Consider the following 22351-nt stretch of genomic DNA (forward strand, 5'->3'; position numbering starts at 1 on the left):
GGTTCCACTAGAATAAATTTAAGTTTCTATTTGTTTTGTTTTACTGGATTTTGTAAATGTTTTTAACAAAGTAATGAACAGGTATGACGTAACTTTGCTTTTTTTGTTTTTATTATTTTGATTTTCAATCGTTTGAATGATGTTTCTGTTGTTTGATTTCATCTAAAATACTGATAATTATAGAGCATCCTTTGGTGATTTCTTCTTCAGTAATAGTTAAAGGAGGGGTAATTCTAACTGCTTTTTGTTCAAATAAAAGCCAAAAAAGTATTAATCCTTTGTCTTGAGATTTTAATATTAATGAGTTTGTTGTTTCTGCAGAGTCTGTTATAATAGCAAGCATTAAACCTTTACCTCTTACTTCTTTTATTAGAGGGTGGACTAATAGTTTTCTAAAAAGGTTCTCTTTTTTTAGAGCTAAATCCATTAAATTACTTTGAGTAATTTCCTTTAGTGTAGCTAAAGCAGATGCAGCAATTACTGGGTGCCCCCCAAAGGTAGTTATGTGTCCTTGTTTAGGGTTGTCCATAAGCAAATCCATTAATTTACTTGAGGCAGTAAAAGCTCCAATAGGCATACCTCCGCCCAAAGCTTTTCCGGTGACTAAAATATCGGGGATGCAATTGTAGTTTTCAAATCCAAAAAGCTTACCTGTTCTTCCTATCCCTGGTTGAATTTCATCTAGGATTAATAAAGCTCCAACATCATTACATTTTTTTCTAACGTTTGCCAAATAGTTGTTTGCAGGTTCAATAAAACCAGCTCCTCCTTGAATGGTTTCTAAAATTACACAGGCTGTTTTGGTTGTGATTTTTTCTAAATCTTTTTTAGAATTGAAATTTATAAATCTAACATTAGGGAGTAATGGCCTGAAAGCTTGTTTGCGTTCTTCATAGCCCATAACACTCATAGAACCCATTGTGTTTCCGTGATAAGCCTTATTTGCTGCTATTATTTCACTTCTTCCGGTTGCTCGTTTTGCAAGTTTTAAGGCACCTTCTATGGCTTCGGTACCAGAATTGGTTAGGTATGTTTTTTTTAAAGGATTGGGTAAATTATTGGCTAGTAATTTAGTGAGTTCTACAGCTGGTTCTTGAACATACTCACCATAAACCATAACGTGCATGTACTTGTCTAGTTGCTCTTTTATGGCATTTACAACAAGGGGATGATTATGTCCTAACGGACAAGCCGAAACACCTGCAACAAAATCTAAATAAGCTTTTTTGTTTGTGTCATATATATAGGAGCCTTTTGCATGGGAGATTTCCATGGCTAAGGGATGGGTGCTTGTTTGCGCTTGGTATTTAAGGAAGTCTGTGGTCAATTTAATCTATTAAATGAATTAATGTTGGATTCCAAATAACAAAGTCATCGGTTTTATCAATACCAATAATTACAGCTCTTAGTTTGTTTTTATCATGTTCTTTTTCTGATATTAAAGAGTATTTTTTCCAAACTTTGGTTAAAGTAATTTTTTTATTCTTATAGTTAGTGTAATCACCCCCTTCTTCTTGTAATTTTAATACAAGGTCGCCTTTTCCTTTTAACCATACAGAGAATTCAAATTTACCATTGGTTTTATTTATAGTTTGGATAATACAACGATAGGAACTATTGTCGTTATTAGATTTAATTTTTTGTTTTATTAGATCTCCGTTTGGAGCAGTTTCATTAGTAGATGACACGAAAATACCTTTCTTGTGCCAAACGTTAGATTTAAAATCATCAGGAAATTTAAGTAAATTACTTTGTTTACTTGCAATAATAGATTCATTTATTAAACTAGGCGATATTTGTCCTGCAGATTCAATGCGTTCTAACATGTCTTCATCAAAAAAGGCATCTTGCGGGACATAATCTTCAAGTCCTTTTATTATTGGTAATTTAAGCGGAGGGTCGTCTTTAAACAAATCTTCAACACTATTTAAACGTTCTTCTTCACGCCAATCAAAGCCTCTTAAGAGTTTATCTTTTTCTTGAAATTGAGATTCTGGGGTGAGCGTTCCATCAATTTGATTTAATCTTGTGTATTCTTCAATGCCTTCTTCGTCAAAAAGAATTGAAATACTTCCAGATTTAGCTTTGTCAATACCTATTAGTTCTTGTTTGTCATTTCTGGCATAAAAAATAGATTCGGCATTTTGAGTAATATCAACTTGTCTTAGTTTATTTTGGTCATTAAATAGGCCTTTTAAGCGCATGCCATAAATTTGATTAAAACCAGTTTTACTTATGGTATCTTTACTGATAATAAAGGCATTTTCAAAAACTAAAAGAGAATCAATTTTTTCTGAATCTGGATTGGAAATTAAGTGAATGGTGTCACCAGTCATTTGGTTTTCTAAATTCCAAAGAATGGGTTTTCTAGTTACAGCAAATTTGTCTGAAGAACTGAATTTATTTAAGTTGATTAATTTTGTTAATCCTGTTTTTTGATTAGAGTGTATAGAATCTGCTTTTCCGCTTAAGTCTGATTTGTAAATTCTAGCGTTATAATAGGCTCTAATAATTCTATTTTCTGGTTTTCCGGTAACCATAATTTTATCGGCGTGCATGTATATAGAATCATTTTCCTGAACGGTTATAGCTAGGGCTCTTTTTGTTATGAACACAGAGTCTTTTTCTTCGCCTTTATAAACCTCGGCATAATGTCCTTTTATTATACTATGATTTAAAGTGTCTGTAACTTTTATATTGTTAGAGGCAGAAGCAAAATTTTTGTTATTATCCATATAAAGGCTATCGCCTTCAATTATTCTGTTGTTATATTCTATTCTAGCATTTTTTAGTGCATAGCCAATTTCGTTTTCAGTGTCATAAAAACCCTTTTCACAATAGGTTTTACTTTCTGGAGTGGTTATGGTTGAGGGACCAAATAAATAGGCGTGACCTGTATCTGAATAATAATCAAAATAATTAGATTTAATTGTAGAACTATCATTTACCAAAACAACATTTTCAACAAATTTAAATTTGTTTTCTTGCATATAATGCCGTCCTATTTTACTTGTAATAGTAACAGTGGTGTCTTTTACTACGGTGCCACCACTTCTGTAAAATGCTTCTTGTTTCAGTCTGTCAAAATAAATAGTATCAGATGAAACGGTGGTTTGTGGATCTTTTAAAACTACTTCGCCTCGTGCTAAGGCCAATTGGGTGATACCGCTATATTCAATATATTTTGAAGTCATACTTACGGTATCGGCCTGTTTCATTTTTACATTACCATAGGCTTCAATAAAATTTTCTTTTCCGTAGTGAATTGCTCTATCGCACCACAAGTCTATACTCTCATGGGCAATGTGTACTTGTTGAGACTCATCTCTAGTTAAAATTCTTGCTCCTGGATAGTTTTCTTCATCTGTGGTTAAAAATCCAGAATATTTTATTTCAACTTCTTTTTTCTCTTGTGCGTATCCGTTTATTACCGAGAAAAAACAAATGGAACAGAAAAAATATATAAGCTTTGTTTTATTCAAAATAAAAATATTTGAAGCAAAAATAATGATAATTATGATGTTTGATTCTTTTGAAACGAAAAACGCCCCAAAATATTTTTGGAGCGTTTTTTATTTTCTAATTAAGAAATTATTTTCTAAAAATAGTCTGTTTTCTATCTGGGCCTACAGAAACTATAGTAATAGGGATTTCAAGTTCTTTTTCTAAGAAGTTTATATAATCATTTAGTTCTTTAGGGAACTGAGATACATCTGTCATTCCTGTTAAATCTGCTTCCCAACCTTTTAGTTTTGTATAAACAGGCTCTACATTTTCTGGCTCAATATTGTAGGGTAAATGCTTAATAATTTCACCCTTATACTTATAAGCAGTACATACTTTTAAAGTTTTAAAACCAGAAAGCACATCGCCTTTCATCATATTTAATTGGGTAACACCATTTACTTGACAAGCATATTTTAAGGCTACTAAATCTAGCCATCCACAGCGTCTTCTACGTCCAGTGGTAGCACCAAATTCATTACCTACACGCCCCATGGTTTCACCATCTTCATCAAATAATTCAGAAGGGAAGGGACCAGAACCAACGCGCGTTGTATAAGCTTTAAAAATTCCAAAAACTTCTCCAATTTGGTTAGGAGCTACACCTAAACCAGTACATGCTCCTGCAGCTGTAGTATTACTTGATGTTACAAAAGGATAGGTACCAAAATCTATATCTAAAAGAGAGCCTTGAGCACCTTCAGCTAAAATGGTTTTTCCTGTTTTTTGAGCTTGATAAACGTACTCTTCAGAATCAATGAAGGTTAATGATTTTAAAACATCAATGGCCTTAAAGAATTCTTCTTCTAATTCTTTTAGGTTATATTCAATATCTACATTGTAAAAGTCTATCATAGACTCGTGCTTGTCTGCTAAAGCTCTGTAGCGTTCTTTCCAGTCGGCTAATTCTAAATCTCCAACTCTTATACCGTTTCTTCCGGTTTTATCCATATAAGTTGGTCCAATACCTTTTAGGGTTGAACCAATTTTGGCTTTTCCTTTAGAGGCTTCGCTTGCGGCATCTAAAAGTCTATGAGTAGGTAAAATTATGTGTGCCTTACGAGAAATAAGAAGTGACTTTTTATAGTCTATGTTTTGTTCGGCTAATTTGTCTAATTCACTTTTAAAAATTACGGGGTCTATAACAACGCCATTTCCTACTAAATTCATAGCGCCATCATGAAAAATCCCTGATGGAATTGTGTGTAGCACATGTTTTTTTCCGTTAAAAACTAAGGTGTGTCCTGCATTTGGACCACCTTGAAAACGTGCTATAATATTATAATCTTTTGTTAGTACGTCAACAATTTTCCCTTTGCCTTCGTCTCCCCATTGTAGTCCTAGTAGTAAATCTACTGCCATTGTAAAAAATTAGTTATTTGTTTGATTTTCTATTTCCGTAAAAATAAAGTGAGTGATTATTAATTTCAATATCGAAAACCTCTTCTATAGTTTTTTTAATAGATTGAATTCTTGGATCGCAAAATTCTATAACTTCACCAGTATCGGTAAGAATTACGTGGTCATGTTGCTTATCAAAATATGATTTTTCGTAATGTGCTTGGTTTTGCCCAAACTGGTGTTTTCTTACCAAACCACACTCTAAAAGTAATTCTATGGTGTTGTAAAGTGTAGCACGAGATACTCTATATTTTTTGTTTTTCATATTAAGATATAGAGATTCTATATCAAAATGCTCATCACTATTATAGATTTCTTGTAGTATAGCGTAACGCTCTGGCGTTTTTCTGTGTCCGTTACTTTCTAAAAAGCCGGTAAAAACACTTTTTACTATTTCTTGATTTTTATTGTCTGCTTTTGCGGTCATAATTCCATGGCAAATTTACACTTTTTTTACACTCTAGTAACCTTATCTATACCATTAATTTTTTTTAGTTTTTCAATTAGCTTTTTTATAATGGTATTGTTCTTTACTTCTATGTTTATTTTTCCAGAGAAAAGCCCGTCATTACTTTCAAAATTCAGACTTTTCATGTTTACGCTCATATTTGAAGATACTATTTGTGTAATTTCATTTACCAGACCAATATTATCAATTCCAGATATAACAATTTTAGCTACAAATACTTGGTGTGTAGAATCTACCCATTTAGCAGGTAAGATTCTATAAGCATAATTAGATTGTAAACTTACGGCATTAGGACAGTTTTTTTTATGAACCTTAATCCCATCAGAAACAGTTAAAAAACCAAAAACAGGGTCTCCGGGTATGGGGTTGCAACAATTAGATAGTTTATAATCTAGTTTTTCTTGTTCTTTACCAAAAACTAAAGAATCATAATTACTTGTTATTTCTTCTTTTTCTAAATCTTCCTTTTTAATGGTAGATTTTCTAGTAATTTTATTTTTAATAAAGCTCATTAACGCATTGCTTCTAGATGAAGCAAAGTTTTTGAGCATAGTATTATCAATAGTACCAATGCCAACTCTATAAAATAAATCTAAACTTGTTTTAAGCTTAAAGAAGTTTACAAGCTCATTAATAGATGATTCGTTTAAGTTTATTTTAAGCTGTTTTAGTTTTCTTCTAAGAATTTCTTTTCCTTCTTCACCAATGCGTTTTTTGTCTTCTCTTAAAGCCGATTTAATTTTACCTCTGGCTCTTGCGGTAGTTGCGTAGTCTAACCAGTTTGAATTAGGTTTAGCACTTTCTGATGTTAAAATATCAACTTGGTCTCCGCTTACTAATTCATGACTTAGAGGTACTAATTTACCATTTACTTTTGCGCCTCTGGTTTTCATACCAACTTCAGTATGAATACTAAAAGCAAAGTCTAGGGCGGTGGCACCTTTTGGTAGCGATTTTAAATCGCCTTTAGGTGTAAAAACAAAAATTTCTTTTGAGTATAAATTGAGTTTAAATTGCTCAACAAAATCTACGGCATTGGTTTCGGGATTTTCAAGAGCTTCTTGTAGCCTGTTTATCCAAGTATCTAAACTGTCTTCTTTTTCGTTTGATTGTTTGTATTTGTAATGAGCAGCATAGCCTTTTTCGGCTATTTCGTTCATGCGTTCACTTCTAATTTGAACTTCAACCCAGCGCCCTTTGGGCCCCATAACGGTAATGTGAAGCGCCTCGTAACCTGTAGATTTAGGCGATGAAATCCAGTCTCTTAATCGTATGGGGTTTGGTCTAAAATGGTCTGTTACAATGGAGTATATTTTCCAGGCAAAAAACTTTTCGTTTTCTAAATCGCTTTTATATATAATTCTAATGGCGAATTTATCGTAAACCTCATCAAATGTCACCCCTTGTTTTTGCATTTTTTTTCGTATAGAAAAAATGGATTTTGGGCGACCTTTAATAGTGTATTGAAAATTTTCTTTATCTAAAGATTTTTTAATAACACTACTAAATTGATTAATATACTCGTCTTGTTCTTCTTTGCTTTCTTTTATTTTACCAAGAATGTCATTGTAAACATCTGGTTCAGTATATTTTAAACCTAAGTCTTCAAGTTCGGTTTTTATGTTGTAAAGTCCAATTCTGTGGGCTAGTGGTGCATAAATATAAAGGGTTTCTGAGGCTATTTTTTCTTGCTTATCAGGACGCATAGAGTCCATAGTTTGCATATTGTGAAGCCTATCTGCAATTTTAATAATGATAACTCTAACATCATCATTAAGTGTTAGCAGCATTTTTCTAAAATTTTCTGCTTGTAAAGACACATCCATGTCTTTTTCTTTACTTAAAGATGATATTTTAGTAAGCCCATCAACTATAGTTGCTACGGTTTTACCAAATAGTTTTTCAATGTCTTTAATGGTATAATCTGGACTATCTTCAACAACATCATGCAATAACGCGGCAGCAATAGATGTACCATCTAAACCAATTTCTTGTGCCACAATTTTAGCTACAGCTAGCGGATGAAAAATATAAGCTTCGCCAGATTTTCTGCGCTGGTTTTTGTGTCCATCTAGAGCTACTTCAAAGGCGCTTCTTATTAGTTTTTTATCGTCATCAGAAAGCGTAGTGTAGCTTACCTTTAAAAGTTCTTTGTAGGCTTTTGTTATGGCTGCATTTTCTATTTCAATAGCTTCTTCTGTCATCATAGATTAAAAGTAATATAAAGAATATTAACAGCCAACTAGATGACAATTTTTTGTAAAGTTTTAAGAGTTTAAAAAATTAATTAATTGTTTAATGGCTTTTCCGCGGTGTCCAATACTGTTTTTTAGGCTTAAATCCATTTGAGCAAAGGTTTCTTTATAGCCTTGTGGTTTAAATATAGGGTCGTAACCAAATCCTTTTTGGCCTTGTTTAGTATTGGTAATAATGCCTTTGCAAATACCCGTAAAGGTGTGAATTTTGTTATTTAAGTGAAGTGCTATAACGGTTTTAAACTGGGCATTTCTATTTTCTTTATTATTTAGCTCATTTAGTAATTTGTTCATGTTGTCATCACCATTTCGTTGGTTACCAGCATATCTTGCAGAGTAAACCCCTGGCGCACCGTTTAAAGCTTCAACTTCTAAACCAGTATCATCTGCAAAACAATTATAGCCATAATGGGTTTTAATATATTCTGCTTTTTGTATGGCATTGCCTTCAATAGTGTTTTGGGTTTCTGGAATATCTTCTAAGCAACCAATATCTTTTAAACTTAAAAGTTTAATGTGTTTTGGCATTAAAATTTGAACTTCATTAATTTTATTAAGGTTATTGGTGGCGAAAACAAGTTGCATTTAAAAACAAGATTTTTTGATATTACAAAGTAACAATAAGTTTATGTTAGTGAAAAAAAACACTCATAATTATTTTAATTTTTATATTTTGCAGACGCTTATAAATATTTTTTGTCCTAAAGAATAATTTATATTCAAACTCTCTCATTCTCTCATTCATTTATTTTGGTCGTATTTCATTGAAAATATGTGACTTAACTCTGTTGTTTGTGTCATAATGATTTATGATAATAATCAAAATAAGAATTACATTTTATTAAAAATAAATCAGTTTTAATTAGTTGGTAAAAAACTATTAATGAATAACCTAGAGAAGTCAATTAAAAACAGATATGTATTATTTATATCTACCATTTTACTAATAACTATAGTGGTTTTGGTTATTATCCAAAAGAGTGTTAATAATCAAAAAAACGATTTTTCACTAATTAATATATCTGGAAAACAACGTATGCTTATTGAAAGCATTACTAAAACAGCATATTTTATTGATAAAAATACAGATGAGATTTTAGAATTGAACGCGTTAAATTCATTAAAAAACCTTACAGAAGAATTTGAAAATGCACATAATTATCTCTATTTAGAGAATAATTTTGATAAGAAAAACATTAAAGTAGATTCTTTACTAAAAATCAGTGAATTATATCTAAAAAAAATATCTTCTTCAAGCAGAAATATTGTTGAGTATTCCAACCCCAAGTTAATTAAGCAAAATGTAGGTAACATTACATTAGCAGAACCTTTTTATTTATCAGCTATGGATGCTGTAATTAACGAATATCAAAAAGCAGCAGAAAGCAAACTTCAAAACCTAATAAATACTATTTATTTTCTTGTATTAATAGCTGCTTTAGTATTAATTGCCGAATTCATATTTGTTTTAAAACCTATATTAAATCAATTGTTTAAGAAAAATGATCAGCTATTAAAAGCCAATAATGATTTGGTTATTTCAGAAAATAAGATAAAAGCAAATATGTTAGAGTTAAAAAAACTCAAAACAGATTTAGAGATAAAAGAAAGGTACAATAAAGCTTTTATTGAGCAAGCCCCAACATCTATTGCTATGCTAGATGCAGATATGAAATACATTGCCGTATCTAAACGCTGGATAGAAGACTATAAAATGGAGGGAGAAAAAATTATAGGGCGTTCTCATTATGATGTTTTCCCAGAAATAGGAGAGGATTGGAAGGCAAAACATCAACAATGCCTTAATGGAGCTATAGATGTTTGCGATGAATCTCCTTTTGTTAGACTTGATGGAACAGTTCAATGGATATTTTGGGATGTACGTCCATGGTATATGTCAAATGGTAATGTTGGTGGTTTAATAATGTATACGGGAGATGTTACTCATATAAAAGAAAAAGATGAAGAACGGATTAGAATTGAAAATATATTAGATAGTACAAATGAAATTGCTAGAATAGGAACCTGGGATGTTGATTTAGTAAAAGATGAAATCTTCTGGAGTAGAATGGTGCGTGAGATACATGAGGTACCTAAAAACTATAAACCAGATTTAGAAACAGCGATTAAATTTTTTAAAGAAGGAAAAAGTAGAGATACCATTGAAAGGGTAGTTAAAGAAGCTATAGAGCATGGTACATCTTATGATGAAGAGGTGCAGCTTGTAACAGAAAAAAATAATGTAATATGGACACGTACCATTGGGCAAGCAGAAATTGTAGATGGTAAATGTGTACGTATTTTTGGGGTTTTTCAAGATATAAACGATAAAAAAATATCAGAATTAGCTTTAAACAAAGCACATAGAGAATTGCAAGCTATATTTAATGCTAAACCAATAGCAATTGTAACTACAAATAATAATGGTATTATTAATCATTTTAACAAAGGGGCAGAAATTTTAACAGGATATTCTGCATCTGAAATGATAGGGTTGCAAAAACCAGAAGTTTATCATGTTAAAGATGAATTAGACAAGTTTAGAAATGATATTGCCAAGTTATACGGTAAAAATCCAATAGGATTTAACCCTCTGTTAGAATTATCAAAACAAAATGCTTACGATGCTCGTGAGTGGACTTATGTAAGAAAAGATGGTACAACAATCCCTGTTCAATTAACTTTAACGGCACTAAAAAATGAGGAAGGTGAAAAAATAGGTTTCTTAGCTGTCTCTTCAGATATATCAAAAAGAAAGAAAGCCGAAAATGAACTCTTAAGAAAAAATCAGTTATTAAATTTTGCTGAAAAAATAACAATGATGGGGAATTGGCAATGGAATCTTACTACTAACTCAGTAAAATGGTCTTCTAACCTTTATCGAATTTTTGGAGTTGAAAAAAATATAAAATTGAATTACGATACTTATTTTGGTTTTGTTCACCCAGATGATAAAGTAAAAGTAACTAACCATGTAGAGAAGTCAATTGAAAATAAAAAATTTGTTGATTTAATACACCGAATTAAATTAACAAAAGGAACAGTAAAAACCATACAACTCTTAGCTGAAATAATTACAGATAAATTTGGTAATGTTACAGAAATGATAGGTACATGTCAAGACGTTACAGAGCAAAAAATGGCCGAAAAGAAGTTTAGAGGATTGTTAGAATCAGCTCCAGATGCCATGGTAATAGTTAATGAAAAAGGAATAATACAGCTTATTAATAAACAAGCTGAAAAATTATTTGGATATGCCGCAGAAGAATTATTAGAAAAACCAGTAGAGATACTCATTCCAAAGCGTTTTACAGGAATGCATCAGGGCTATCGTGACACCTTCTTTACTAGTCCCAAAACAAGAAGTATGGGGCAAGGAAAAGAGCTATATGGGGTTAATAAAAACGGGTTAGAAATTCCTATACAAATAAGTCTTAGTCCATTACAAACAGAAGAGGGGCTATTAGTGTCTGCGGCTATACGTAACATTACCGAGCAAAAATTAGCAGAAAATAAAATAATTAAAGCAAAAGAAAATTTAGAAGTGTTAGCAAATAAATTAACAGCACAAAACACACAACTAGCAGATTTTGCACATATTACCTCTCATAATTTACGCGCTCCGGTAAGTAACCTTAATTCGCTTCTAGACTTTTATAACACTTCAGAAAATGAAGAAGATAAAGTTAGTTTATTTAAGAAATTTGAAAAAGTTATTCATCATCTTACTTTAACGTTAGATACTTTGGTTAATGCCATAAAGATTAAAAATGAAACATCAGAAAATTTAGAGATTATTATGTTTAACGATGTTTTAAATAAAACAAAAGAAATACTAGTTGGTGAAATTTTAAAAACAGACATTAAAATTATAAGTAATTTCTCTAAAATAAATAGTATATCTTGTAATAAAGTTTATTTGGAAAGTATTTTTCTTAACTTAGTGGGTAATGCCATTAAGTACAGAGATGAGAACCGAGCACCAGAACTTTTTATTGAATCTGAAATAGAGAATGAAAAAATAAAACTAAAATTTAAAGATAATGGACTAGGAATTGACTTAGAAAGACATGGCCATAAATTATTTGGATTAAACAAAGTCTTTCATAGACATCCTGAAGCTAAAGGAGTGGGATTATTTATTACAAAAATGCAAGTTGAAGCAATGGGGGGATCCATTTCAGCAACAAGTAAAGTTAATGAAGGTACTACTTTTTATATAAATTTTTAATTAACAACTAAAACTGCGTCTATGGACAACCCTTTCAATATCTGCATTATAGATGATGATGATATATATCAATTTACTGTAATTAAAACATTAGAGTCTCTTAATTTGGCCCAAAAGATTATTGGTTTTTCAGACGGAGAAGAGGCCTTGAATTTTTTTATAGAGAACTTAAATAAATCAGCAGAACTTCCAGATGTTGTATTGCTAGATATTAATATGCCTATTATGGATGGTTTCCAGTTTATGGAAGAATATGTAAAAATAAAACCCAAAGTAGGTAAGATAATAACAATATACATGGTGTCCTCTTCGGTTGACCCAGTTGATATAGAAAAAGCAAAAAGCATTAGTGATGTTTCTGATTATATTATCAAACCAATAAAACCGGGAGAATTAAAGTCTATTATGGATTCTATAGAAAAAAAAGCTAATCTTAAATAACTAAGGGTGTTAAGAGAGTAAATTGCCTTATTAAGCTGTATAAAGGAACTTTTTTAGATTATATTTTATAACTATTTTATGATTTTTGTTACTATAAATTGTTTTAAAATCAATTATATTAGTCTACAGTTAGAAACCTTTAAAAGAGAACGATTATGACAGTAAACATTCAGTATGTAGGAGTAGATGTAAGTGAAACACTTTCAGCTTTCACCAAAGAAAAATTAAGCAAATTATTCAATAAATACGAATTCTTAATAAGCGCCACAGTATATTTTAAACTAGATGAAAATCAACACGAAGAGGGTAAAATTTGTAATATAGAATTGAGTTTACCCGGACCAAGAATTTTTGCAACTTCTAATGAACGAAACTTTGAAGTAGCAGTAAGAGAAACCATAAGTGATTTAGAGCGTCAACTTAAAAAACGAAAAGAAGTTTTTAAGACATATTAAAATTGACGGAAGTCTAAAGGTAGGCGACCAATATGATAGTAAAAAAATGACTAAAACTTAGTTTTAATCATTTTTTTTGCATTATTAAAGCGCTGTAATAAAACTATAAAGTTGCCTGAGTAAAACCGAAAACTGATGCTGTAACTGAGAACAAATTACCTATGGTGGTAAGGTTCATTTCGTAAAATTGTAAAGCCTCTATAAAGTTGCTCAACAAAAAATAACCTAACCATTTGATGCGAAAACGTCATTTTAGATAATGATATTTTTCCATTTGCTTTTTTATAAACAGCTTCAGAAAATCCGTAAGGACCACCAATAACAAAAACAAGTTGTTTTATACCAGAATTCATATGTTTTTGTAAATATTTAGAAAACTCAACAGAAGATTGTTGTTTTCCCTTTTCATCTAAGAGCACTAAAGTGTCAGAATTGGCTAATTTACTTAAAATCAGTTCACCTTCTTTTTGTTTTTGCTGTTCTTCACTTAAATTTTTAGAATTTTTTATATCTGGAATAATTTCAAAAGAAAACCTAATATAAAAGCCTAAACGTTTTATGTAATTATCTGTAAGTGTCTGTAATTCACGGTTATCTGTTTTTCCAATGGTAATTAGCTTAATAGTCATAATATTAAAAAATCTGGTTTCAGTTTACGAAATATTAATTTAAAATGGAAATAAATAGCAATTTCGTAAATCTAAAATTTAAAAAAGTAAATCTATTTATTATTTTTGTTGCAAACCAACAAAAAATATGATTACACAGGAGCAGTTTGATAGTGAAGTAAGAGCTATAATTGCAAACGCAATACGAGAAGATGTTGGAGATGGCGATCATAGTTCATTAGCTTGTATTCCAGAAAACGCTAGAGGTAAAGCTAAACTTTTAGTTAAAGATAAAGGCGTTATAGGAGGCGTTAACTTCGCAAAGAAAATTTTTGCATACGTAGACAAGAATTTAAAATTAGATGTACGTATTGAAGATGGTACAGAAGTAACCTATGGAGATGTAGTTATGTATGTTGAAGGGCCATCGCAATCTATTCTTAAAGCAGAGCGTACCGTACTTAATGCTATGCAACGCATGAGTGCAATTGCTACTAAAACCAGGCATTTTGTAAACTTGGTTAAAGGTACAAAGACTAAAATTTTAGATACCAGAAAAACTACTCCAGGAATTAGAGTTTTAGAAAAATGGGCCGTGAAAATTGGTGGCGGAGAAAACCACAGATTTGCATTATATGACATGATTATGCTAAAAGATAATCATATAGATTTTGCAGGAGGTATCACTAAAGCCATAGAAACGTCTAAATTATATTTAAAAGAAACTGGTAAAAACTTAGATATTATGGTTGAAGCCAGAAATTTAAGTGAAGTGGAAGAAATTTTAAGAAACGATGGTGTTTTTAGAATTTTATTAGATAATTTTGATTACGAAGATACTCGAAAAGCTGTTGAAATGATTGGCGATAAATGCTTAACAGAATCTTCAGGAAATATAAATGAAGAAACTATTAGGCATTATGCTGAGTGTGGTGTTGATTATATATCTTGTGGAGCACTTACACATTCTGTTCACAATATGGATTTAAGTTTAAAAGCCATAAAATAGTTTTTTTTAAATAGTTATTCTACAGTCATAATTTAATAACTTTGTGTTAGCTTAACCTATTAAGATAAGTTATTTATGACCAAACCCATTGAAGACAAACTAGTTAAAATTCCTGTTATAAATGTCTTGGTGCGGTTTTTAAAAAAAATTAAGCTCCCAGGTTTAGAAGGGTTATCTTTATACGATTTATTAGAACTATACATTATTGGTATAGCTAAAGGCGCTTTAACTACTAGGGCTAGTGCTATTGCATTTAGCTTTTTTATGGCACTCTTTCCTTTTTTGTTATTCGTTTTAATACTAATACCATACATTCCTATTGAAGGTTTTAAAACAGATTTTTTAGTTTTTTTAGAATCGTTTTTACCACCTAATACATCAGACTTTTTTTTACATAATATTTTTGAAAACATAGATCAATCTCAAAGAGGCGGATTGCTATCTTCAGTTTTTATTTTATCTATTGCTTTAATGGCAAATGGGGTAAATGCAGTTTTTTCAGGCTTTGAATATTCTTATCATGAACAATTAACTCGAAATATTTTTAAGCAATATTTGTATGCCTTAGGCATTGCCTTAATTCTCGCCTTTTTAATTATTTTAACTATTGCCTTTTTGGGGTATTTTCAAATATATGTAGTACAGGGATTGCTTAATGCTTTTGCGGTAGATTCTCAAAATGTGTTTTGGGCTAATTTAGCGCAATATGTGTTTTTTATAATAATGGTTTATTTGGCAACGGCTACTTTATATTATTATGGAACTCAAGAAGGAAAGCACTCAAAATTCTTTTCAATAGGAGCACTTTTTACAACACTACTTATTATATTATCATCTTATTTATTTGGTATTTATATTGAAAATTTTGGACAATACAATAAGCTATATGGCTCCATAGGTGCATTGTTAATTCTAATGTTTTACCTTTGGTTAAATGCCAATATTTTACTTTTGGGCTATGAGTTAAATGCATCTTTAAACAAGTTGCGTAAAAGATTTTAGCTTATGCACTATTTTATTGATGTTATCCTACCAATTCCGCTCCAAAAGTTATTCACGTATAGCATAACTTCAGCAGAAGCCAGTTTTTTAAAAAAAGGAATGCGTGTAGCAGTGCCTTTCGGAAAATCTAAAATCTATACAGGGTTGGTTTATAATATTCATAATAATGCGCCAACCGTTTATGAAGCTAAAGAGATTCATCAAATTCTAGATGAAACGCCTATTGTAAATAGTATTCAGTTAAATTTATGGGAGTGGATTTCTAAATACTACATGTGTACTATGGGCGATGTTATGCGAGCAGCTTTACCAAGTGCCTTTATTTTAGAAAGTGAAACGGTAGTTACTAAAAGCAAGATTAAAGAAGTAGACGAGTCTGTTTTAAAAGATGATGAATTTTTAATTTATGAAGCATTGCATCACCAGTCTTCATTAAAAATTCATGACATATCTAATATTCTAGATAAAAAAAATGTGCTTCCAGTTATAAAAAGACTTATTGAAAAAGGAGCTATTTCTGTAGAAGAAGAGGTTTATGAAAAATATAAACCCAAATTAGTAAGATATGTAAAATTGCATACCAATTTTTCTTCAGAAAAAGCATTGCAAGGGTTGTTAGAAAAAATGAGTAGAGCACCAAAGCAGCGCGAAGTTATAATGACGCTGTTTTCAATTTCGGCAACAACCAAAAAACCTGTAAAGGTTTCTGATTTAATTAAGGAAAGCGGTGGGTCTTCTCAAATTATTAAAACTTTAATCGATAAAGAAATTCTAGAAGAATATCATATACAGATAGATAGGGTACAATATGATGGTGATGATAACGAAGCATCAAAACATTTAAATGAATATCAAGAAACCGCATTAAAAGAGGTTCAAGAATCTTTTAAAACAAATAACGTAACATTACTTCATGGAGTTACATCATCAGGTAAAACAGAAATATATGTAAAACTTATTGAAGACGTTATAGAAAGCGGTAAACAAGTATTGTATTTATTACCAGAAATAGCTTTAACAACACAGTTGGTTAATAGATTACAAAATTATTTTGGAGATCAGGTTGCTATTTTTCATTCTAAATATTCTGTACATGAGCGCGTTGAGGTTTGGAATAAGGTGTTAGATAATTCCGCCAAAGCGAAAATAGTATTAGGTGCACGTTCATCTATATTTTTACCGTTTAATAACTTAGGACTTATTATTGTAGATGAAGAGCATGAACAATCTTTTAAGCAATTTGATCCCGCACCACGTTACCATGCTAGAGATACGGCTGTAGTTTTAGCAGCATTTCATAAAGCAAAAAGCTTGTTAGGTTCTGCAACACCTAGTTTAGAAAGTTATTATAACGCCAAACAAAATAAATATGCCTTGGTAGAATTAACGCATAGGTATAATAATGTGCTAATGCCAGATATTGAGTTGGTAGATATAAAAGATAAGCATAAGCGCAAGCGTATGAAAGGGCATTTTAGCGATAGGCTTATTGAAGAAATAACCGAAGTTTTAGATGAAGGAAATCAAATTATTTTATTTCAAAATAGGCGTGGGTTTTCACCAATTGTAGAGTGTAATACTTGCGGACACTCTCCACAATGTCCTAATTGTGATGTGAGTTTAACATACCATCAATACAGAAACCAGTTGCGTTGTCATTATTGCGGATATAATATAGCTATGCCACATAGTTGTATGGCTTGCGGAAGTCCAGATTTAAACAGTAAAGGTTTTGGAACAGAACAGATTGAAGAAGAGGCTAAAACCTTATTTCCTGAAGCTAAGGTAGCTAGAATGGATTTAGATACCACCAGAGGGAAATATGGCTATGAAAAAATAATAACAGCCTTAGAACAGCAAGAAATAGATATATTAGTAGGTACACAAATGCTTACTAAAGGATTAGATTTTAGGCATGTAAAATTAGTTGGTATTATGAATGCCGATAACATGCTAAATTTTCCAGACTTTAGAGCGCATGAACGTAGTTTTCAACTTATGGTTCAGGTATCTGGTAGAGCTGGTAGAACACAAGAAAGAGGTAAAGTGCTTATTCAAACCTATAATCCTTATCATAATATTTTGCAGCAAGTATCTACCAATAATTATACAGAAATGTATAATGAGCAAATGAATGATAGGTTTAATTTTAAATATCCGCCCGTTTATAAACAGATAAAAATTACTTTAAAACACAAAGATTATAATAGGGTAGAAGGCGCTTCTATTTGGTATGCAAAATCACTGAGACAGTTTTTTGGAGCAGCTGTTTTAGGACCAGAATCGCCACCAATTCCTAGAATTAGAAATCAGTTTCATAAAAATATATTGGTAAAAATTCCTAAAAAACAATCGCTATCAAAAACTAAAGAAGCTATCATTAAAATAAATAATAGCTTCTTGAGTATAAAAGATTATCGGTCGGTTAGGGTAATATTAAATGTAGATAACTTTTAGTAAAATGTTTTAAATATTATTTAAAGCATCAACCAATTGTGTCTTTTTATTTCTACTTAAAGGAATTTCATAAGCACCAACTTCAACATTTTTACTGTTAAATCTGTCAATCTTATCAAGATTTACAATATATGATTTATGAATCCTTAAAAATTTACCTTCTGGTAATTCGGCTTCAAAAGCTTTCATTGTAGATAACACTACTAAGCTTGTTTCTTCTGTAACTAATTTTACGTAATCACCAAGAGCTTCAATCCATTTAATATCTTTAATATAAACCTTACGTTTTTTAAGATTACTTTTAACAAAGATATGTTCACCTTCTTCTTCGTTTTGGTTCATTAACAATCTATGTTGTTCTAAAGCTTTTTCAACAGAAGCGTTAAAGCGTTCTCGGGTAATGGGTTTGTGTAAATAATCGGTAGCGTCGTAATTAAATGCTTTAAAAGCATATTCGGTTTTACCGGTTACAAAAATAATTTGAGGTTTTTTGTTTAATACGTCCAAAAGTTCAAATCCGTTTAAAACGGGCATTTCAATATCTAAAAAGATAAGGTCAACTTGATGCGTATTTAAACCATTTTTAGTTTCTAAAGCACTACTGTACTCTGCTATTAAGTTAAGTGAAGGATGATTCTCTACTAACTTAACAATAGAGAGACGTTGTATTGCTGAATCGTCTACTACTACACAGTTTAAAGTCATAACATTTGTATTATTTCGGTTAAGATATCGACAATAGTACAAAAAATTCCGCCAAAAACCAAAAAACATCGATAAACAACCATTTTTAACAAAATTTTAACGGCATGGTTACCGCAAACAATATAATAAATATTTTGTTGTTTTATATGTATATATTAACTATTTTTGCAGCCAATTTTTAACAATTAAATAGATTTTTATGAATCATTATGAAACTGTTTTCATCTTAAATCCCGTTTTATCTGAAGATCAGATAAAGGAAACAGTAAAGAAATACGAAGATTTTCTTGTTTCTAACGGCGCTAAGATGATATCTAAAGAAGATTGGGGGCTTAAAAAATTAGCTTACCCAATTCAAAACAAAAAAAGTGGTTTTTATCACTTATTTGAGTACACCGTTGCTGGTGAAGTAATTAACAGCCTTGAGTTAGAGTTTAGACGTGATGAGCGTTTTATGCGTTATTTAACTGTAAAGTTAGATAAACACGCAGTAGCTTGGGCAGAAAGAAGAAGAGAAAAACTTAAACAAAAAGCTTAATTATGGCAACTTTAGAGCAACAATCAAAAGGTAAAAAAGACGGAGAAATTAGATATTTAACTCCGCTTAATATTGAAACTAGCAAACAAAAGAAATACTGTCGTTTTAAAAAGTCTGGTATTAAATACGTAGATTATAAAGATCCAGATTTCTTATTAAAGTTTGTAAACGAGCAAGGTAAAATTTTACCACGTCGTTTAACAGGAACATCATTAAAGTACCAAAGAAAAGTGTCTGTAGCTATAAAAAGAGCTCGCCACTTAGCTTTAATGCCATACGTAGCAGATTTATTAAAGTAAAATACCGATAACAATGGAACTTATATTAAAACAAGACGTTGAGAATTTAGGATTTAAAGACGATGTTGTAACAGTTAAGAACGGTTACGGTAGAAATTTTTTAATCCCAACAGGGAAAGCTATTTTAGCTACTGTATCTGCTAAAAAAGTATTAGCAGAAAACTTAAAGCAAAGAGCTTTTAAAGAAAAGAAAATAGTTGATGATGCTAATAAAATTGCTGAAGCATTAAAAGCATTAGAAATTAAAATTGCATCTAAAGTAGGAGCAGGCGATAAATTATTTGGTTCTGTAAACAACATTGATGTTGCAGCTGCTTTAGAAAAAGAAGGTCATAATATAGATAAAAAATTCATCAATGTAATTGGTGGTAATGTAAAACGTTTAGGTAAGTATACTGCCATTATTCGTTTACATAGAGAAGTATCTGTAGAATTACCATTTGAAGTTATTCCACAAGCAAAATAATTTCAATTTTTTAATATATAAAAACCGTTTAGATACTTCTAAGCGGTTTTTTTGTTATAATGTATGAAGGAATGAAATACGCAAGACTTACAAAAGAGCAATTTGAAGAGTTACACCAAGAATTCATAAATTTTTTGGCAACACAACAAATTACAGCTGATGAGTGGGACAATTTAAAACAAAATAAACCAGAATTAGCAGAAACCGAACTTGATGTTTTTAGTGATTTAATTTGGGAAGGTGTTTTAAACAAAGCCGAATATTTAGAGCATTTTGCACCGCAACACATGTATTTATTTCATTTAAAAGAAGATAAAATGCATGCCATTGTTGTTAATGTTAAAAATGAAGATGTAGATATTACAACAAAAGAAGGTTATAATTGGCTACGCGAAAATTTAATGGATGATAGAGTTGAGTTTTTACAAGCAGATAAAGACTACTCTGAAGATAAAAACCTTGATAAATTTAAAATGATAGAACAAGGCGCATCCATTACTAAAGGCGAGTTGTACCGCTATTTTGATAAGTTAATAAACTAAATAGATGTGCTTTTTTATATTAAAAAGCATACCATCACATAATCAATTATATTATTTTTGTTATTCCTCATACCAACATCACAGATGTAATACTATTAGGAGGATATTTTAAAATTTAAAGACCACCTGTTTGCAGGTAATTAAATATGGCTCAAAAACCAAGCATACCAAAAGGTACCAGAGATTTTAACCCAGAACAAGTAGCAAAGCGTAATTATATTTTTAATACCATTCGTAGTGCGTTTGAAACATTTGGATTTCAACCTATTGAAACACCTAGTTTTGAAAACTCTAGCACTTTAATGGGGAAATATGGCGATGAAGGCGATAGATTAATTTTTAAGATTTTAAATTCTGGGGATTATGTGAAAAATATCAGAAATGAGATTGATGAATATAGTTTGTTTATTAATTCAGTTAGTGATGTAATGAAAACTTTATGTGTTGAAATTGACAAAGTTTTCGGGGGTGAGATAGAAAGAAGTTCTTCAGAAGATAAACTGAAATTAGTAAACAGATTTAAAAATTATGCAACAATTAGAAATATTTATAAATCAAATATTTCGCGTTTTGGAGAAATATTGACTGATAGATTGGATAATAATTCTGCTTTAAGAATATTGTTGGCTTTTAAAGGATTCGAGGAGGAAATTATAAGTCATGTTTTGTCGGCTATTCTTAATAAAAAGAAGAGTGATGAATTGCAGTCTGATGAAGTAGCCTACATATATAGTGTTGATAAGGTCTTTTTAGCAGAACTTTACAAAGTAATATTTAAAGTAACTTTCAGTTCCAAATTACTTTCAGAAAAAATCTCCGAAAAAGCCCTTCGCTACGATTTAACCGTACCTTTTGCACGCTACGTAGTACAACACCAAAACGAGATTGAGTTTCCGTTTAAACGCTACCAAATTCAACCTGTATGGCGCGCCGATAGACCTCAAAAAGGACGTTTTAGAGAGTTTTATCAATGTGATGCCGATGTGGTTGGTAGCAAAAGTTTATGGCAAGAGGTAGAGTTTATTCAATTGTATGACACCGTTTTTTCAAAGTTAAAATTACAAGGTGTAACCATTAAAATAAATAACAGAAAAATACTATCTGGTATTGCCGAGGTTATTGGAGCTTCTAATAAGTTAATAGATTTTACAGTAGCTCTTGATAAACTTGATAAAATAGGCGAGGAGAAGGTAAAGGAAGAAATGCTTTCAAAAGGAATTTCTCAAGAAGGTATTAACAAATTACAGCCCTTATTTACTTTGTCTGGTAGTTTTGAATCTCAAATAGATAGTTTAAAAGCTATTTTATCAACTTCTGAAGAAGGCCTAAAAGGTATTGAAGAATTAACTTTTATTAATAATGCTATTTCAGAGTTAGGCCTAACCACAGCCTCTTTACAATTAGATGTTACTTTAGCACGTGGACTAAATTATTACACCGGAGCTATTTTTGAAGTATCAGCACCTAAAGAAGTTAAAATGGGGTCTATTGGCGGCGGCGGTAGATATGACGATTTAACTGGCATTTTTGGAATGAAAAATGTTAGTGGCGTTGGTATTAGTTTTGGTTTAGACCGCATTTATTTAGTTTTAGAAGAATTGAATTTATTCCCAGAAACGGTAAATAAAAATGTTGAGGTGCTCTTTATTAACTTTGGAGAGAAAGAAGCGCTATTTTGCTTAAAAGCTATTAAAACCTTGCGTAAACAAGGGGTGAATGCCGAATTATATCCAGATGCTGCAAAAATGAAAAAACAAATGACCCATGCTAACAGACGTCATATTCCGTTTGTAGTATTGGTTGGTGATGAGGAAATAAATTCAAACACCTATACTTTAAAAAATATGGTGTCTGGTGAGCAATCTAAACTTTCATTAGAAGATTTAATTGCTGCAATAAAATAAAAAAGAGCCCTAATTTAGGGCTCTAACGTCATAGTAAAGATTATGGTAGATTTGGGGTTTCTACA

At 31.0% G+C, this 22351-nt stretch carries 19 protein-coding genes; 11 read left to right on the top strand and 8 right to left on the bottom strand.

Annotated features, from left to right (window positions below; translation table 11 throughout):
- Positions 1-124: 124 nt before the first annotated feature.
- The 6 genes from BWZ22_RS12960 to BWZ22_RS12985 form a co-directional block, all read right to left on the bottom strand.
- Positions 125-1327: an aspartate aminotransferase family protein gene (locus BWZ22_RS12960; protein WP_076700626.1), complete on the bottom strand. Its 1203-nt coding sequence runs from the start codon at positions 1325-1327 to the stop codon at positions 125-127.
- A 1-nt stretch (position 1328) separates the two neighbouring features.
- On the bottom strand, positions 1329-3482 hold the full coding sequence (locus BWZ22_RS12965; protein WP_076700628.1) for an OstA-like protein: 2154 nt from the start codon (positions 3480-3482) through the stop codon (positions 1329-1331).
- 109 nt (positions 3483-3591) lie between these two features.
- Positions 3592-4866 carry an adenylosuccinate synthase gene (locus BWZ22_RS12970; protein ID WP_076700631.1) on the bottom strand — a complete coding sequence of 425 codons (1275 nt, stop codon included), beginning with the start codon at positions 4864-4866 and terminating at the stop codon, positions 3592-3594.
- 13 nt (positions 4867-4879) lie between these two features.
- Entirely contained in the window at positions 4880-5332 is a 453-nt protein-coding gene (locus BWZ22_RS12975; RefSeq protein WP_076700633.1) for a Fur family transcriptional regulator, read from the bottom strand.
- A gap of 26 nt (positions 5333-5358) precedes the next feature.
- Positions 5359-7578 (bottom strand): bifunctional (p)ppGpp synthetase/guanosine-3',5'-bis(diphosphate) 3'-pyrophosphohydrolase, encoded by a 2220-nt coding sequence (locus BWZ22_RS12980; protein WP_076700635.1) that lies wholly within the window; start codon positions 7576-7578, stop codon positions 5359-5361.
- A 63-nt stretch (positions 7579-7641) separates the two neighbouring features.
- Positions 7642-8214, bottom strand: a complete 573-nt coding sequence (locus BWZ22_RS12985; protein ID WP_076700636.1) for a non-canonical purine NTP diphosphatase — start codon at positions 8212-8214, stop codon at positions 7642-7644.
- A gap of 298 nt (positions 8215-8512) precedes the next feature.
- On the opposite strand from BWZ22_RS12985, the gene BWZ22_RS12990 reads away from it, so the two are divergent.
- The 3 genes from BWZ22_RS12990 (at position 8513) to hpf (ending at position 12756) form a co-directional block, all read left to right on the top strand.
- Positions 8513-11860 (top strand): PAS domain S-box protein, encoded by a 3348-nt coding sequence (locus BWZ22_RS12990; protein WP_076700638.1) that lies wholly within the window; start codon positions 8513-8515, stop codon positions 11858-11860.
- Positions 11861-11881: 21 nt separating this feature from the next.
- Positions 11882-12301: a response regulator gene (locus tag BWZ22_RS12995; RefSeq protein ID WP_076700639.1), complete on the top strand. Its 420-nt coding sequence runs from the start codon at positions 11882-11884 to the stop codon at positions 12299-12301.
- Between the two features lie 155 nt (positions 12302-12456).
- Positions 12457-12756, top strand: a complete 300-nt coding sequence (hpf, locus tag BWZ22_RS13000) for a ribosome hibernation-promoting factor, HPF/YfiA family (RefSeq protein WP_076700642.1) — start codon at positions 12457-12459, stop codon at positions 12754-12756.
- 155 nt (positions 12757-12911) lie between these two features.
- Here hpf and rlmH read toward each other — a convergent pair whose 3' ends face one another.
- A complete protein-coding gene (gene rlmH / locus BWZ22_RS13005) occupies positions 12912-13385 on the bottom strand; it encodes a 23S rRNA (pseudouridine(1915)-N(3))-methyltransferase RlmH (RefSeq protein WP_076700643.1) in 474 nt (157 codons plus the stop codon).
- 127 nt (positions 13386-13512) lie between these two features.
- Between rlmH and nadC the strand changes: the two genes are divergently transcribed.
- From nadC to priA, 3 genes are all read left to right on the top strand, one after another.
- Positions 13513-14373: a carboxylating nicotinate-nucleotide diphosphorylase gene (gene nadC / locus BWZ22_RS13010; RefSeq protein ID WP_076700646.1), complete on the top strand. Its 861-nt coding sequence runs from the start codon at positions 13513-13515 to the stop codon at positions 14371-14373.
- Positions 14374-14448: 75 nt separating this feature from the next.
- Positions 14449-15375 (top strand): YihY/virulence factor BrkB family protein, encoded by a 927-nt coding sequence (locus tag BWZ22_RS13015; RefSeq protein ID WP_076700648.1) that lies wholly within the window; start codon positions 14449-14451, stop codon positions 15373-15375.
- A gap of 3 nt (positions 15376-15378) precedes the next feature.
- Positions 15379-17832 (top strand): primosomal protein N', encoded by a 2454-nt coding sequence (priA, locus tag BWZ22_RS13020; protein ID WP_076700651.1) that lies wholly within the window; start codon positions 15379-15381, stop codon positions 17830-17832.
- Between the two features lie 9 nt (positions 17833-17841).
- Here priA and BWZ22_RS13025 read toward each other — a convergent pair whose 3' ends face one another.
- Positions 17842-18537, bottom strand: a complete 696-nt coding sequence (locus BWZ22_RS13025; protein ID WP_076700653.1) for a LytTR family DNA-binding domain-containing protein — start codon at positions 18535-18537, stop codon at positions 17842-17844.
- 199 nt (positions 18538-18736) lie between these two features.
- Between BWZ22_RS13025 and rpsF the strand changes: the two genes are divergently transcribed.
- From rpsF to hisS, 5 genes are all read left to right on the top strand, one after another.
- Positions 18737-19075 carry a 30S ribosomal protein S6 gene (gene rpsF, locus BWZ22_RS13030; RefSeq protein WP_076700656.1) on the top strand — a complete coding sequence of 113 codons (339 nt, stop codon included), beginning with the start codon at positions 18737-18739 and terminating at the stop codon, positions 19073-19075.
- 2 nt (positions 19076-19077) lie between these two features.
- A complete protein-coding gene (gene rpsR / locus BWZ22_RS13035) occupies positions 19078-19374 on the top strand; it encodes a 30S ribosomal protein S18 (RefSeq protein ID WP_076700658.1) in 297 nt (98 codons plus the stop codon).
- 13 nt (positions 19375-19387) lie between these two features.
- Positions 19388-19840 (top strand): 50S ribosomal protein L9, encoded by a 453-nt coding sequence (rplI, locus tag BWZ22_RS13040; RefSeq protein ID WP_076700659.1) that lies wholly within the window; start codon positions 19388-19390, stop codon positions 19838-19840.
- A gap of 71 nt (positions 19841-19911) precedes the next feature.
- Positions 19912-20382, top strand: coding sequence for a DUF6495 family protein (locus BWZ22_RS13045; protein WP_076702500.1), 471 nt, complete (start codon positions 19912-19914; stop codon positions 20380-20382).
- A gap of 146 nt (positions 20383-20528) precedes the next feature.
- Positions 20529-22286 carry a histidine--tRNA ligase gene (gene hisS, locus BWZ22_RS13050; protein WP_076700662.1) on the top strand — a complete coding sequence of 586 codons (1758 nt, stop codon included), beginning with the start codon at positions 20529-20531 and terminating at the stop codon, positions 22284-22286.
- Positions 22287-22351: the final 65 nt, after the last annotated feature.

Origin of the sequence: Seonamhaeicola sp. S2-3, assembly GCF_001971785.1 — a bacterium.
Taxonomy (GTDB): domain Bacteria; phylum Bacteroidota; class Bacteroidia; order Flavobacteriales; family Flavobacteriaceae; genus Seonamhaeicola.

What these genes read in the sequence shown, in the direction of transcription:
- BWZ22_RS12970 (WP_076700631.1), bottom strand. Translation starts at nt 4,866, where the DNA reads ATGGCAGTAGATTTACTACTAGGACTACAATGGGGAGACGAAGGCAAA.
- BWZ22_RS12975 (WP_076700633.1), bottom strand. Translation starts at nt 5,332, where the DNA reads ATGACCGCAAAAGCAGACAATAAAAATCAAGAAATAGTAAAAAGTGTT.
- BWZ22_RS12980 (WP_076700635.1), bottom strand. Translation starts at nt 7,578, where the DNA reads ATGACAGAAGAAGCTATTGAAATAGAAAATGCAGCCATAACAAAAGCC.
- BWZ22_RS12985 (WP_076700636.1), bottom strand. Translation starts at nt 8,214, where the DNA reads ATGCAACTTGTTTTCGCCACCAATAACCTTAATAAAATTAATGAAGTT.
- BWZ22_RS12990 (WP_076700638.1), top strand. Translation starts at nt 8,513, where the DNA reads ATGAATAACCTAGAGAAGTCAATTAAAAACAGATATGTATTATTTATA.
- BWZ22_RS12995 (WP_076700639.1), top strand. Translation starts at nt 11,882, where the DNA reads ATGGACAACCCTTTCAATATCTGCATTATAGATGATGATGATATATAT.
- hpf (WP_076700642.1), top strand. Translation starts at nt 12,457, where the DNA reads ATGACAGTAAACATTCAGTATGTAGGAGTAGATGTAAGTGAAACACTT.
- rlmH (WP_076700643.1), bottom strand. Translation starts at nt 13,385, where the DNA reads ATGACTATTAAGCTAATTACCATTGGAAAAACAGATAACCGTGAATTA.
- nadC (WP_076700646.1), top strand. Translation starts at nt 13,513, where the DNA reads ATGATTACACAGGAGCAGTTTGATAGTGAAGTAAGAGCTATAATTGCA.
- BWZ22_RS13015 (WP_076700648.1), top strand. Translation starts at nt 14,449, where the DNA reads ATGACCAAACCCATTGAAGACAAACTAGTTAAAATTCCTGTTATAAAT.
- priA (WP_076700651.1), top strand. Translation starts at nt 15,379, where the DNA reads ATGCACTATTTTATTGATGTTATCCTACCAATTCCGCTCCAAAAGTTA.
- BWZ22_RS13025 (WP_076700653.1), bottom strand. Translation starts at nt 18,537, where the DNA reads ATGACTTTAAACTGTGTAGTAGTAGACGATTCAGCAATACAACGTCTC.
- rpsF (WP_076700656.1), top strand. Translation starts at nt 18,737, where the DNA reads ATGAATCATTATGAAACTGTTTTCATCTTAAATCCCGTTTTATCTGAA.
- rpsR (WP_076700658.1), top strand. Translation starts at nt 19,078, where the DNA reads ATGGCAACTTTAGAGCAACAATCAAAAGGTAAAAAAGACGGAGAAATT.
- rplI (WP_076700659.1), top strand. Translation starts at nt 19,388, where the DNA reads ATGGAACTTATATTAAAACAAGACGTTGAGAATTTAGGATTTAAAGAC.
- BWZ22_RS13045 (WP_076702500.1), top strand. Translation starts at nt 19,912, where the DNA reads ATGAAATACGCAAGACTTACAAAAGAGCAATTTGAAGAGTTACACCAA.
- hisS (WP_076700662.1), top strand. Translation starts at nt 20,529, where the DNA reads ATGGCTCAAAAACCAAGCATACCAAAAGGTACCAGAGATTTTAACCCA.